Here is a 13,890-nt window from a genome sequence, read left to right as displayed (position 1 = left end):
CTTCGCCCAGCAGATCGGCGGTGCGCAGCCCGTCGGCCAGCACCTTTTCCACCGCCTTTTCCAGCCGTGTCGCCTCATCGCCCTGGTCAAACGAATAGCGCAGCGCCATGGCAAAGCTGAGGATGCTTGCGATCGGGTTGGCCTTGCCAGTGCCCATGATATCGGGGGCCGAGCCATGCACCGGTTCATACAGCGCCTTGGGCCGCCCGTTCGCCATCGGCGCGCCGAGGCTGGCCGAGGGCAGCATGCCCAAGGACCCGGTCAGCATCGCCGCCGCATCCGACAGCAGATCACCAAACAGGTTGTCGGTCACGATCACGTCGAACTGTTTGGGCGCCCGGACCAGCTGCATCGCGCCGGCATCGGCATACATATGGCTCAGCTCGACATCGGGATATTCGGCGTCATGCACCTCCTGCACCACGTCGCGCCACAGGATGCCGCTTTCCATCACATTGGCCTTTTCCATCGAGCAGACCTTGTTGCTCCGCTTGCGCGCCAGCTCAAAGGCCGAGCGTGCCACCCGGGCGATTTCGCTCTCGGTATAGCGCTGGGTGTTGATGCCGACGCGCTCGTTGCCTTCCTCGAAGATGCCGCGCGGCTCGCCAAAGTAGATGCCGCTGGTCAGTTCGCGCACGATCATGATGTCGAGGCCGGCGACGATGTCCTTTTTCAGCGAGCTGAAATCGGCCAGCGCGTCAAAGCATTGTGCCGGGCGCAGGTTGGCGAACAGGTCCATCTCCTTGCGCAGGCGCAGCAGCCCGCGCTCGGGTTTCACCGAGAAGTCGAGGGCGTCGTATTTCGGGCCGCCAACGGCGCCGAGCAGCACCGCGTCCACCTCTTGCGCCTTGGCCATGGTGTCGTCATGCAGCGGCGTGCCGTGCTTGTCATAGGCGCAGCCGCCAACCAGATCCTCGGAAACGTCAAAGCCCAATCCGCGCTTGGTGCCATACCAGTCGATGACCTTGCGCACTTCGGTCATGACTTCGGGGCCGATACCGTCACCCGCGAGGATGAGAAGCGAGGGGTTGCTCATTGGGCTGTCCTTCCAGGTATGATTTGGCGCATCGCTAGCCCTTTGGCCCCGGGGGGTCAAGAAAGCGCACTCAATGGACGCAAATAGGGAGACAGCCCCTGTTCCAGAATCCGCCAGACCAGATCGACCCGCGGGATCCGGCGCACGGTTTCATGGGCGGCCAGCCAGACCGGCAACCCGGGAATCGGCAGATCGGGCAGGATCCGTTCGATTCCCGGCGTCGCGACCGCCACATGCGCCTGATAGAACCCGATGCCACAGCCCGCGCGCAGCAATTCCCAATAGGCCACCTGATTGTCGCAGCGCACCGCGAAATCCCGCGCCGTGGCTGGCCAGCCGAAGTGCCGCATCGCCCGGATCATCAAATCCGAGCGGTCAAAGCCGATCAGCGCATGCGCTTTCAGTTGCTCGGCCTGCTCTGGCCGTCCAGCCCGATCCAGATAGCCGGTCGCGGCGAAACAACCGATCTCGATCTCGCCCAGACAGCGGGTGATGATATCGAGCTGATCTGGCCGATACATGCGCAGGGCGATATCCGCCTCGCGGAACAACAGGTTGCCGGAATCGTCGCTGGCATCGAGCTCGATCTCGATCTCTGGCGCCGCCTGTCGGACCTCGGCGATGATCCTGGGCAGGAGATGATGTGAGACCACCCCGCTGGCGGTGATCCGCACGCTGCCGCTCAACCCGTCGTCATGACCCGCGGCGGCCAGCGCCAGCTCCGTCATTGCCGCGCCCATCTTTTGCGCGGCGGGCAACAGCGCACTGCCCTCTTCGGTCAATTCCAGCCCGCGCGGGCGGCGGGCGAACAGGGTCAGGCCAGTCTCATCCTCAAGCCGCCGGATCTGTCGGCCCAGTGTTGGCTGGCTGGCACCCAGGCGGACGGCAGCGGCAGACAGCGACCCGGTGGCGGCCACGGCGAGAAAGGATTGAACGAGGCTCCAATCCAAGGCGGTAATGTCATGATCCATTCAATATTGAATACATGATCTGCGATTTCTGGCAATTTCAAATCATATGGGAATGCCGAATTATTGGGTCAACAGATCAAACCGGAGAGAGAAAAATGACCCAGAGCCAACAGAAAACCGTCCTGATCACCGGCGCCAGCGGCAAGTTCGGCCGCCATTCCGCCGCCGCCTTTGCCGCCGCTGGCTGGCAGATCCGCAGCTACGACCGCGCCCGCCAGAACCTGACCGAGGCGGCCCGCGGCGCGGATGCCATCATCATGGGCATGCACCCGCCCAGCTATGAGCTCTGGGCCGAACAATTGCTGCCGCTGCACGCCCGAGTGATTGCCGCCGCCAAGGCGCATGACATCCCGGTGATCCTGACCGGCAATCTCTATGGCTTTGGTCCCGATGCCGGGTCGCGCTGGGGGGCCGACACCGAGATGACCGCGCAAAACCCGCTGGGGCTGCTGCGTCGTCAGCTTGAACAGATGTATCGCGGCGGCGATGTCCGCACGATCATGCTCTATTGCGGCGATTTCATCGACGACCGCCCCACCGGCAATTGGTTCGACCGGTTTGTCGCCGCCAAGGTCTGGAAAGGCCGGCTGGTCTATCCCGGGGCGCTGGATGCCAAACATAGCTGGTGCTGGCTGCCGGATGCGGCGCGGATTGCGGCGCGGCTGGCCGATCGCGCCGATACCCTGGAGCGGTTCCAGCCGGTGCCGATGCCGGGCTACGCGCTGAGCGCCCATGACATGGCCGCCGCGATGACCCGGGTCACCGGGCGCAAGGTCACCGCAAAGCCGCTGGCCTGGTGGCCACTGAAGGCGCTGCGCCCGTTCATGCCCGCGATGAAGGGGGTTCTGGAAATGCGCTATCTCTGGTCGCATCCGCATGAGTTGGAGGGCACCACGCTGGCAACGCTGTTGCCGGACTACGCCCCGACGCCGCTGGACCGCGCCCTGGCGCAGGCCATCGCGGCGCTGCCCGGCGCGCCAAAACCGCAGGTACAGGCGCAGCCGCTGGCGGCCTGAGTGCCGCCGCGCCGGGGTCAGAATTCGAGGTCGACCCAGATCAGCCGATGCCGACTCGCAGTGGCCACCGTTGCGGCCTCGGGATCGGTATCGCGCGGCCAGATCACCCCGGCGCCCAGCACCTTCAGCCGCGCAGCGGGCAACAGATAATCGACCCGCAACCGCCCCGGTCCCGGCTTGGGCCAATCCACATTCGCCGCGCCGCCCGCAGCCGAGGCCGGGCGCGGGTCTTGCAATCGGGGATCAGCCAGCAGGCCCCGGATCGCGACATGCCGCCCCTCGCCCGCAACCGGATCGTTATTGGCGGCACCGGCGAGCACAAAAGCGCCACGCGGCGCCGGGCGCGGCAAGGCATCGTCGAGAAGTTGCTGCCACAGCCGGATCTCATCATGATTGCGCCAACCGTTGCGATCCTCGGGTCCGTCGAACACCGGCGGCGCGGCGTGAAACCCCAGCAGCGTCAGGCGGGCGCCATCCGGCAACAGGATCGGCACCGCCCAATGGCCGCCGCTGGACAGGCGCACCACCGCGGCACCGACCGCCGCCGCGCCTTTTTGGCCCCCGGCATCGACCAGGTGGCTATCGGGGATGTCGCGCCACAACAGGTCATTCAGATGCCACGCCGCGGCGGTATCAATCGGCAGGCGCGACAGGATCGCCATGCCGTCCTGCCCAGCGAAGCGGCCATAGCTCTGCCGGTCACCAGCGCCGCCGCGCCGGTCGTCACCATCCAGATCGAGCCCGGTCGCCAGCCCGGCATTGCCAAGCAGCGGCAGGCGATGCGGATAGGGCCGCGCCAAGCCTTCGGACAGCGCCGTCAGCGCCAGCCCATCGTGGTCGAAATCCATCCCGGCCAGCAGCAGCACATCCGCGGTGGCGAGGTCGATCACCCGGCGCACCGCGGCCACCTGCGGCGTGGCGCGCAGAATGTCGCGCAGCATCAGCCCCGGACCGTCGCGCGACAATTCACTGTGGAAAAAGCCGACGCGCAGCCGCTCGGACTGCGCAGAGTGAGGGATCAGGCTGACAAGTGAGGTAGATAGAAACAGCAGCAGCGGTGCGATCAGGCGGCCTGAAACTGTTCCTCGGTCTTGGCCTGCGCATAGGTGCGGCGGCGTTTCTGTTCGATCATATCGGCGATCCGGTTCAACGCGATGCCACGCATCACCAGATTTGCAGGGATGATCGCCCATGCCGTCATCGTCCAGATCAGCGTTTGCGGAGAGGTGATCGCGACAGGCCCAATCACCATCATGGCCAGCTTCAGCGCCGCCGGGGTCAAGAATGGCAGCAGAAACCCTAACACGATGTTAATGCCCGAATCCCGCTTGAGCCGAGCCAGCACATCACCGCCGCCGGTCGGATCGAACAAGGGCAGGTTCAGCCAGACATTAAAGGCGCCCTGGCGACCCGGCCAACCGTTGACCTTGACCAGATAGGCAAAGATCAGGAGTGAGCCGACCGCCACCAGATAGGCGATTCCGGCGGCGTTGCGCACATGTTCAACCAGATCCGCCGGGGTGTCCGATGGCAGCGCCAGCAGCACCAGCCGCACCGGCGAATAGGGAAAATCAATGGCCCGGCTCAACAGCGTGCCCAGCGCCATGAACAGATCCGCCACCGGCGTATCCAGATGGCCGCCCGCCCGATGCACCGTCAGCAGCAGCACCGCCGCGAACAGGGTAAAGAACCGCAACCGGTTGAACGGCGGCGCAAAGCGGAATTCCAGGATCGATGGGTAGCGGCTGAAATATTCGGTAAAGATGAACCCGCCCGCGATCAACGCGACAAGCACAACCACCTGCGCGGTATCCGTTCCCGTTTCAGGCAACAGCAGCGCTGGTGTGGCGATGACCAAAGCCACCAGAAGGGCGCGCAGCAGCGCACCTGTCAATCTAACGATCACAGCTCGATTCCCTTCAAACTGGCCCGGGGCGATACGATGCCGACCCTGTATTCCAACTTGATCCCGCGCATAGCGGTTGCCTCAATATTGCCCAAATCTTGCCGCTTTTGCCCTAATTGCTCAAGCGATACGGACACAAGACCCTGATATTGGGGCAAAAGCAGGGTGGAACTGGTGCCTTCTTGCATCATTGCCGCAGCAAAAAAGGGGCCTTTCGGCCCCTTTTTCTACATCTTGTAATGAGTTTCCGCTCAGACCCAAGGCCGTGCCTGGGCCGCCTGCGCCTCAAATGTATCGATATTGGCGACCCTCTCCATGGTCAGGCCGATGTCATCCAGCCCCTCCATCAGGCAATGCTTGCGAAAGGCATCGACCTCGAAATGGAACACTTCGCCATCCGAAGCGGTCACTGTCTGGGCCTCGAGGTCGATGTCCATCCGGGCATTGGCGCCCTTTTCCGCATCTTTCATCAGAATCTCGACCTGCTCTTTCGGCAGGATGATCGGCAGCATGCCGTTCTTGAAGCAGTTGCTGTAAAAGATGTCGGCGAAGCTGGTCGAGATTACCGCCTTGATGCCGAAATCCGCCAGCGCCCAGGGCGCATGTTCACGGGACGAGCCACAGCCGAAATTGTCGCCCGCAACGATGATCTGTGCCTCACGGTACGCGGGTTTGTTCAGCACGAAATCGGGAATCTCGTTGCCCTGCCGGTCATACCGCATCTCGTCGAACAGATTCACCCCGAGCCCGGTGCGCTTGATGGTCTTCAGGAAGACCTTGGGGATGATCATATCGGTGTCGATATTGACCAGCGGCATCGGTGCCGCGATTCCGGTGAGTTTGTCGAATTTCTCCATGTCCGTCTCCTAGTTGCTTGCGCGCACGCCGGCGCCACCCTGTGGCGGGCCTATCGGCGAGATTGGCGCAGCATTGTTCCAAATGTGATTTGCCCGATCCCTGCCGAGATCAGTTCCAGCGCCAGCAACAGTCCAAGCAGGTTGCTTGCAGCCTGCTGGATATCGCCGAAGACGATAATGCCCAGTAAGACCGAAAACGCGCCCGACAGCAGCATCAGCCAGAACAGCGAGGTTTCGCGCAACCCGTAGGCGATGATCAGACGCAAGATGCCGGAAATCAGGAAGATCACCCCAAGCAGGGCGGTCAGCGAAACCAGACCGGCCAAGGGGTTGGCCAATAGCGCAACCCCGACACCAAAGGCCAGCAGCCCGAAAACCAGGTTCAGCCAGCGATCCCCCCCGGTGAAGGCCCAGACAAGCTGCAAGGCCCCCGCCGTCAGGAACACCCAAGCCGCCAGAAATGCCACAGCGAGCGACGCCGCGAACGGGTTGAACAGCGCCAGGACCCCGCCCGCCAACAAAAGCAAGCCCGTCAGTACCCAAGTCCACCATCTTTGCATCGTCTCAATCTCCACATGCCAACCAATGTCGGCGGTTACTGCATCTCCCGCACATCGGTCAGCCGTCCGGTCACCGCCGCCGCCGCCGCCATCGCGGGGGACACCAGATGGGTGCGGCCCTTGTAACCCTGCCGCCCCTCGAAATTCCGGTTCGAGGTCGAGGCGCAGCGTTCGCCTTCGGCCAATTGGTCGGGATTCATCGCCAGGCACATCGAACAGCCCGCAAGGCGCCATTCGAAACCGGCGTCCTGGAAGATCTGGGCCAGACCCTCTTCCTCGGCCTGGGCGCGGACCAGACCCGAACCGGGAACCACCATGGCGCGCAGGCCGTCCTTGATTTTCTTGCCCTTGAGGATCGCCGCCGCGGCGCGCAGATCCTCGATCCGGCCATTGGTGCAGGAACCGATAAAGACGGTGTCGATCTCGATATCCGTCAATTTCTGGCCCGGGGTCAGCCCCATATAGGCAATCGCCCGCTGCACCGCATCGACCTTGCCACCGGTAAAGCTGTCGGGTTCGGGCACCGTGGCGGTGATCGGCAGCACATCCTCGGGCGAGGTGCCCCAGGTGACCACCGGCTCGATGTCTTCGCCGCGGAGGGTGATGACCTGATCCCAATGCGCATCGTCATCGGAATAGAGCGTTTTCCACCAGGCCAGCGCCGCCTCCCATTGCGCGCCTTTCGGCGCGTGCGGGCGGCCTTTGACATAGTCAAAAGTCTTTTGGTCCGGCGCGATCAGACCAGCGCGGGCGCCGCCCTCGATCGCCATGTTGCAGACCGTCATCCGACCTTCCATCGACAGATCGCGGATCGCCTCGCCACAATATTCGATGACATAGCCGGTGCCGCCGCCGGTGCCGGTCTTGCCGATCACCGACATGGTGATGTCCTTGGCGGTGACACCGGGCGACAGCTTGCCGGTGATCTCGACCTTCATGTTCTTGGATTTCTTCTGGATCAAGGTCTGGGTGGCCAGCACATGTTCGACCTCGGAGGTGCCGATGCCATGCGCCAGCGCGCCAAAGGCGCCGTGAGTCGCGGTGTGGCTGTCGCCACAGACCACGGTCATGCCCGGCAGGGTCCAGCCCTGTTCGGGTCCGACGATATGCACAATGCCCTGACGGACATCGGACACCGGATAGTAATGCAGACCGAAATCCTTGGCGTTCTTGTCCAGCGCCTCGACCTGAATGCGGCTTTCCTCGTTCTCGATGCCCTTGGCCCGGTCCAGCGTCGTCGGCACGTTGTGATCCGGCACCGCGATGGTCTTCTCGGGCGCGCGCACCTTGCGGCCGGTCATCCGCAGCCCCTCAAAGGCTTGCGGGCTGGTCACCTCATGCACGAGGTGGCGGTCGATATAGAGAAGGCAGGTGCCATCGTCGGCCTGATGGACGACATGGGCATCCCAGATCTTGTCATAAAGCGTTTTGGGGGACATTGATCCACTCCCTGGTTTGTTCGAAAGGTCTTGCGAAACGGCGGCTGAATCAGCCCGGTAGGCGTGCAAGGACCGACAGGGATGCGCCAAAGAACCGCCAAGGCAGGCGCGCACGGTCGTCCATATCGAAAACGCGTTTCATGGCAGGCAAATACTATCTGGGCGGCGATCTCGCAAGGTCGATCGTCAGCCTGCCCCGTATGAGGCGCAAGGCGACCGCCGGTTCATCGCCGTTTCGGCGCCTGGTTCTAGACCGATCCGCGCCCCCCGATCCCGGTCCGTCAATAGGCACATGACCCTTTCGGCGCGCAGAGCGCCACCCGGCACAGCGACTGAGGCAGGTGCCGCGATAGGCAGAGGACGCCCCAGCCTCGCATTCCGATTTCATATCGAGAATCGCCAAGTTTTTGGCCCGACGCGGCAATTTGGCAAGCTGCTTGGCTAATTCTTGCTTGCGGTGATAAGGCTCGGGATGCAGTTTCGTTGAAACGGCACCATTCTGTTGTTAATTTGCGAATGCCCGGCATCGGGGTTCGACGATGTGCCACCCAGGAGGACTATGTCCTGTATTCCGACCTTAGCGCGGCAGCTGCCGCCACTCCGGGGATTGCGATGACGCGCCCCACCCAAGATGCGACCAGCGAGTCACTTCTCGCCGAGGTCCTGGCATCTCTCGAAGACGACAAGGCCGAAGACATCGTGCAGATCGATCTGCGCGGCAAATCGGCGATTGGCGATTACATGGTCATCTGCTCGGGTCGCTCGACCCGGCAAGTGGTGGCAATCGCCGAAAAGCTGGCTGAACGGATCAAGTCGACCTTCGGCATTTCGGTCAAGATCGAAGGCCGCCAGACCGGCGACTGGGTGCTGATCGACACTGGCGATGTCATCGTCCATGTCTTCCGCCCGGAAGTGCGCGATTTCTATCAGCTTGAAAAGATGTGGATGCCGACCGACGCAGCCGCATCGCGCGCCTGATCCGCACCGCGTCGGATGCGGCTGCAGATCTGTGCCGTCGGTCGCCTGCGGGCGGGGCCTGAACAGGCCCTGATCGACGATTACCTGACACGATTCGACCGCACTGGCCGCGCCCTCGGGCTGGGGCCGGTCGAACTGCGCGAGGTCGAGAACCGCAAGGGCGGCGGCATGGCCGCCGAGGCGCAATTGCTGACCCGCGCCCTGCCCGACAACGCGGTCTTGGTCGCGATGGACGAACGCGGCAAGACCCTGAGCTCGCCAGATTTCGCCAATTGGATGGCGCGGCAGCGCGACGACGGGGCGCAGGATCTGAGCTTTGTCATCGGCGGCGCTGACGGGCTGGCACCGGAATTGCGCAACCGCGCGGCGCTGTCCCTGTCCTTCGGGCGTATGGTTTGGCCGCATATGCTGGCCCGGGTGATGCTGAGCGAACAGATCTACCGCGCCGCGACGATCCTTGCCGGGTCGCCCTATCACCGGGTCTAGGCGCCAATCCTCCGGACCAGGACACAGCGCCAACCGCCCTGCTGGACGTGGCCACCAAACAGGTGAGGCCGCATCTGCCAGACTTTATCTCGACCAATCTCCACCGGGGCGCCGATGAGAACCGGGGCGCAAATCCACCCATTGCGTCACACATTTGGGAGAGAAGCCGCCGCATGAGGTGGACTTGCCTTTGTTAGAGTTCTAGTAGGAACCCGGCAGGTAAGAGGCGAAAATGACGGCAGCAAAACCGGTTGTTCTGTGCATTCTAGACGGTTGGGGGCTGAGCGACCGGCCCGAGGCCAACGCGCCGCATCTGGCGCGCACCCCCACCTTTGACCGGTTGATGGCGTCCTGTCCGCATTCGCAATTGATCACCCATGGTCCCGATGTCGGGCTGCCAAAGGGCCAGATGGGCAATTCTGAGGTCGGCCACACCAATATCGGCGCCGGTCGGGTGGTGGCGATGGATCTGGGTCAGATCGACCTGGCGATCGAGGATGGCTCGTTTTTCACCAATCCGGCGCTGCTCGATTTCATCGCCCGACTCAAGGCCAGCGGCGGCACCGCGCATCTGCTGGGCCTGGCCTCGGATGGTGGCGTGCATGGTCACACCAACCATATCCTCGCCGCCCTGCGGGCGATTGCCGGGGCCGGGGTGCCGGTGGTGTTGCATGCGATAGCTGATGGCCGCGACGTGGCGCCGAAATCGGCCTATGGCTACCTGCGCGAAATCGAAGAGGGCCTGCCCGATGGCGCCCGCATCGCCACCCTGTCGGGACGGTATTTCGCGCTGGACCGTGACAACCGCTGGGAACGCATCGCCGAGGCCTTTGGCGCCATCGTCCAGGGTCAGGGGCCGCGCAGCCGCACCGCCCATGCGGCGATCACCCGCGGCTATGAAAACGGCGAGACCGACGAATTCATCACCCCGACGCTGATCGGCGATTACCAGGGGATCAAGGATGGCGACGGGGTGTTCTGCCTGAACTTCCGCGCCGACCGGGCCCGCGAGATCCTCGCCGCCATTGGCCAGCCGGATTTCGACAGCTTTGACACCGGACCGCGCCCGAAACTGGCGGCGCTGCTGGGCATGGTGGATTATTCCAGCGCCCATGATGCCTATATGACCACCTGTTTCCCGAAACAAAAGATCGTCAACACCCTCGGAGAATGGGTCGCCAAGCACGGCAAGAGCCAGTTCCGCTTGGCCGAAACCGAGAAATATCCGCATGTGACCTTCTTTCTGAACGGCGGGCAGGAGCTGCCGGAGCCGGGTGAAGACCGCTTCATGCCGCCCTCGCCCAAGGTCGCGACCTATGACCTGCAGCCGGAAATGTCCGCGGCTGAGGTCAGCGACAGGTTCGTCGCCGCGATTGAGGCCGGCTATGATCTGATCGTCACAAATTACGCCAATCCCGACATGGTCGGCCATACTGGAGATCTGGCCGCCGCCATCGCCGCCTGCGAGGCGGTGGATCAGGGGCTGGCGCGGGTGGTCGCGGCGCTGGAGCAAGCGGGCGGCGCAATGATCGTCACGGCCGACCACGGCAATTGCGAGATGATGATCGACCCGGTCACCGGCGGACCGCATACCGCGCATACCACCAATCCGGTTCCGGCGATCCTGGTCGGCGGCCCCAAGGGCGCGACACTGCACGATGGCCGCCTGGCCGATCTGGCACCGACCCTGCTGCGCCTGATGGACCTGCCACAGCCGGATGAGATGACCGGGGAATGCCTGATCGCATGACTCAGCGCCTGCGCCATAGGCCCATCCGGGTGACGCCACTCGCCGCCCTGGCGCTGACCTTTGGCCTGGCTCTGGCGCCGCTGCCGGGCGCGACGCAGAGCGCCCCCCCCGCCGCGGCCGCCACCGCTGCGGCCCGCGCGCTAGAGGCCGCCGCCGGGGAGCTGAATGCGGCCAAATCCGCCAGCAACCGGGTCAAGGCGCTGACCGCAACGATCCGCGCCTATGAGGCCGGGCTGGCGGCAATGCGTGACGGGCTGCGCCAGGCCTCGGTCCGCGAGGCCGAACTCGCCGCCGAGTTGCACGCGCGCGAGGACGAAATCGCACAGCTTCTCGGGGTGTTGCAGACCATGGCGCGGGATCCTTCGCCGGTTCTGCTGCTGCACCCGGCCGGGCCGATCGGCACCGCCCGCTCGGGCATGATCCTCGCCGATGTCGCCCCGGCGCTGGACCGCCGCGCCGCCGATCTGCGCCGCCTGCTTGACGAGGCGCGCGATCTGCGCGACCTGCAACAGGCCGCCGCCGCCACCCTGCAACAGGGGCTGAACGGCGTGCAGGAGGCGCGCGCCGCGCTCAGCCAGGCGGTCGCCGACCGCACCAACCTGCCGCGCCGTTTTACCGAGGACCCGGTGAAGACCGGCATCCTGATCGCCGCCACCGAAACCCTCGACGGCTTTGCCTCGGGGCTGAGCGGTGTGGCGGTGGATGAGGTGCCCGGATCGCTGCCCGATATCACCGACCGCAAGGGCAGCCTGCCGCTGCCGGTCGAAGGCCGGCTGCTGCGCCGCGCCGGCGCCGCCGACGCAGCCGGAATCATCCGCCCGGGCATCGTGCTGGCCACCCGCCCGCGCGCTGTGGTCACCTCCCCGACCGCCGCGACGATCCGCTATCGCGGGCCGCTGCTCGACTACGGAAACGTGATGATCCTTGAGCCGCAATCCGGCATACTTTTCGTATTGGCCGGGCTTGATGTGGTTTATGGTAACGCGGGCGAAGTCTTGCCCTCAGGCAGCCCTGTCGGGCTGATGGGTGGCGCCGACCCGGCGGTCGATCGGCTGGTGAAACAGGCGGCCACTGGCACTGGTCAAGACCGCACAGAAACGCTCTATATCGAAGTCAGGCAGGACAACACGCCCGACGACCCCGAAAATTGGTTCAGAACGACGAAGGATGGACAATAGATGAAACGCTTCTTCATCGCCGCAGCGGGCGGTATCGCCACAGGCGTTCTGATCAGCACCCAGGTGGCGGCGCCGCTGCTGGCCCAGGAAAATGTCCGCCCCTCCAGTGTCTATGAACAGCTGGATCTCTTCGGCGACATTTTTGAACGCATCCGCTCGCAATATGTCGAACAGGTGGACGAGGCCAAGCTGATCGAGGCGGCGATCGACGGCATGCTGACCTCGCTCGATCCGCATTCCAGCTATCTCTCGCCCAGCGACGCCAGCGCGATGCGGGTGCAGACCCGCGGCGAATTCGGCGGCCTCGGGATCGAGGTCACCCAGGAAGAGGGCTTTGTCAAAGTCGTCTCACCGATGGACGGCACCCCGGCGGATGACGCCGGTGTCGAGGCCGGCGATTTCATCACCTATGTCGATGGCGAAAGCCTGCTCGGCCTGACCCTGGATGACGCCGTCGAACTGATGCGCGGCCCGGTCGGGTCGGAAATCATCATCACCGTGGTGCGCGAAGGCGTGGCCGAACCCTTCGATATCTCGATCATCCGCGACACGATCAAGCTGACCGCGGTGCGCGCGCGCACCGAAAGCAAAACCATCGTCCTGCGGGTCACCACCTTCAACGATCAGACCTATCCCAACCTGCAAGAGGGGCTGGCCAAGGAAATCGAAGCGGCCGGCGGGCTCGACAATGTGACCGGCGTGGTTCTGGACCTGCGCAACAACCCCGGCGGGTTGCTGACCCAGGCGATCAAGGTCTCGGACGCCTTCCTCGAAAAGGGCGAGATCGTCTCGACCCGGGGCCGCAATCCCGAAGACGGCGAACGCTATAACGCGACGCCCGGCGATCTGATCAAGGGCAAGCCGATGGTGGTGCTGATCAACGGCGGCTCGGCTTCGGCATCGGAAATCGTGGCCGGCGCTTTGCAGGATCACCGCCGCTCCATCGTCGTCGGCACCAAATCGTTCGGCAAAGGCTCGGTGCAGACGGTGATGCCGCTGCGCGGGGATGGCGCGATGCGGCTGACCACGGCGCGCTATTACACCCCCTCGGGCCGGTCGATCCAGTCGCTGGGCATCTCGCCTGACATCGTGGTCGCCCAGCCGCCGCGCCGCCCCGAAGCCGAAGAGGTTGAAGAACCCAGCGCCGCCCGCCGGTCTCGGTCCGAAGCCGATCTGCGCGGTGCCCTGTCCAACGATTCCCTGACCGAGGACGAGATCCGGCAGATCGAAGCCGACCGCACCAAGGCCGAAGAAGCCGCCAAACTGCGCACCGAGGATTACCAGCTGGCCTATGCCATCGACATCCTCAAAGGCTTCATGGCACTGACCCCGGGCAAGTAAGCCCGCCGTCACCGCACCGGGCCCGCCCGGCAAGACTTCGGCCCCCTCTGGGGCCGAATGCCTCGGGCGGGGATGGCCGGGGCAAAGACCCGAAATACCCGTTTGAAATCAGGAGGTTGGGGTTTTTCAACGCCGCTGCGCCACACATTCGGCGCGATGACTACGGCGTGTTCGCCTCATCAGGGGGCCGAAAATCGGCACAGATCTTGACCTGCCCCCCCCTGAGCCGCCGGTCAACATCCGGCAAGCTGCTCAGCAACGCCTTCGCCCCGGTGTAAGCGCTGACCCGCAGCCCGGCCAAAATCAAGGGGGCCTGAGCCTAAAGCGTCCCGCCAAAAACCTGAATCGCGGGGATTCCCACACGCATGATTT

At 64.2% G+C, this 13,890-nt stretch carries 13 protein-coding genes; 6 read left to right on the top strand and 7 right to left on the bottom strand.

What is annotated here, in order from left to right; all coding sequences use genetic code 11:
• The coding region (leuB, locus tag P1U48_RS17555; protein WP_301070535.1) for a 3-isopropylmalate dehydrogenase at positions 1-1,036 on the bottom strand (1,036 nt) is incomplete at its 3' end.
• 56 nt (positions 1,037-1,092) lie between these two features.
• Positions 1,093-2,007, bottom strand: a complete 915-nt coding sequence (locus P1U48_RS17550; protein ID WP_301070534.1) for a LysR family transcriptional regulator — start codon at positions 2,005-2,007, stop codon at positions 1,093-1,095.
• 95 nt (positions 2,008-2,102) lie between these two features.
• On the opposite strand from P1U48_RS17550, the gene P1U48_RS17545 reads away from it, so the two are divergent.
• A complete protein-coding gene (locus P1U48_RS17545; RefSeq protein ID WP_301070533.1) occupies positions 2,103-3,023 on the top strand; it encodes an epimerase in 921 nt (306 codons plus the stop codon).
• Positions 3,024-3,040: 17 nt separating this feature from the next.
• On the opposite strand, the gene P1U48_RS17540 is transcribed toward P1U48_RS17545, so the two are convergent.
• From P1U48_RS17540 to leuC, 5 genes are all read right to left on the bottom strand, one after another.
• A complete protein-coding gene (locus P1U48_RS17540; protein WP_301070531.1) occupies positions 3,041-3,964 on the bottom strand; it encodes an endonuclease/exonuclease/phosphatase family protein in 924 nt (307 codons plus the stop codon).
• 122 nt (positions 3,965-4,086) lie between these two features.
• Positions 4,087-4,929: a hypothetical protein gene (locus P1U48_RS17535; RefSeq protein WP_301070530.1), complete on the bottom strand. Its 843-nt coding sequence runs from the start codon at positions 4,927-4,929 to the stop codon at positions 4,087-4,089.
• A 251-nt stretch (positions 4,930-5,180) separates the two neighbouring features.
• Positions 5,181-5,786 (bottom strand): 3-isopropylmalate dehydratase small subunit, encoded by a 606-nt coding sequence (gene leuD / locus P1U48_RS17530; protein ID WP_301070528.1) that lies wholly within the window; start codon positions 5,784-5,786, stop codon positions 5,181-5,183.
• A 50-nt stretch (positions 5,787-5,836) separates the two neighbouring features.
• The gene (locus P1U48_RS17525; RefSeq protein WP_301070526.1) at positions 5,837-6,346 is read right to left on the bottom strand and encodes a DUF308 domain-containing protein; all 510 of its coding nucleotides are present in this window, start codon (positions 6,344-6,346) and stop codon (positions 5,837-5,839) included.
• A 35-nt stretch (positions 6,347-6,381) separates the two neighbouring features.
• The gene (gene leuC / locus P1U48_RS17520; protein ID WP_301070525.1) at positions 6,382-7,785 is read right to left on the bottom strand and encodes a 3-isopropylmalate dehydratase large subunit; all 1,404 of its coding nucleotides are present in this window, start codon (positions 7,783-7,785) and stop codon (positions 6,382-6,384) included.
• Positions 7,786-8,397: 612 nt separating this feature from the next.
• On the opposite strand from leuC, the gene rsfS reads away from it, so the two are divergent.
• From rsfS to P1U48_RS17495, 5 genes are all read left to right on the top strand, one after another.
• Entirely contained in the window at positions 8,398-8,763 is a 366-nt protein-coding gene (gene rsfS, locus P1U48_RS17515; protein WP_301070523.1) for a ribosome silencing factor, read from the top strand.
• Positions 8,764-8,778: 15 nt separating this feature from the next.
• On the top strand, positions 8,779-9,249 hold the full coding sequence (gene rlmH / locus P1U48_RS17510; protein WP_301070521.1) for a 23S rRNA (pseudouridine(1915)-N(3))-methyltransferase RlmH: 471 nt from the start codon (positions 8,779-8,781) through the stop codon (positions 9,247-9,249).
• A gap of 232 nt (positions 9,250-9,481) precedes the next feature.
• Positions 9,482-10,999: a 2,3-bisphosphoglycerate-independent phosphoglycerate mutase gene (gpmI, locus tag P1U48_RS17505; protein WP_301070519.1), complete on the top strand. Its 1,518-nt coding sequence runs from the start codon at positions 9,482-9,484 to the stop codon at positions 10,997-10,999.
• Positions 10,996-12,177, top strand: a complete 1,182-nt coding sequence (locus P1U48_RS17500; protein WP_301070517.1) for a peptidase M23 — start codon at positions 10,996-10,998, stop codon at positions 12,175-12,177. Before gpmI ends, P1U48_RS17500 begins: the two co-directional genes overlap by 4 nt.
• Entirely contained in the window at positions 12,178-13,518 is a 1,341-nt protein-coding gene (locus tag P1U48_RS17495; RefSeq protein ID WP_301070515.1) for a S41 family peptidase, read from the top strand.
• Positions 13,519-13,890 lie beyond the last annotated feature (372 nt).

Source organism: Pseudooceanicola sp. (assembly GCF_029213205.1).
In the GTDB taxonomy this organism is placed as follows: domain Bacteria; phylum Pseudomonadota; class Alphaproteobacteria; order Rhodobacterales; family Rhodobacteraceae; genus Pseudooceanicola.
This window is presented reverse-complemented; position numbering and strand designations above follow the sequence as displayed.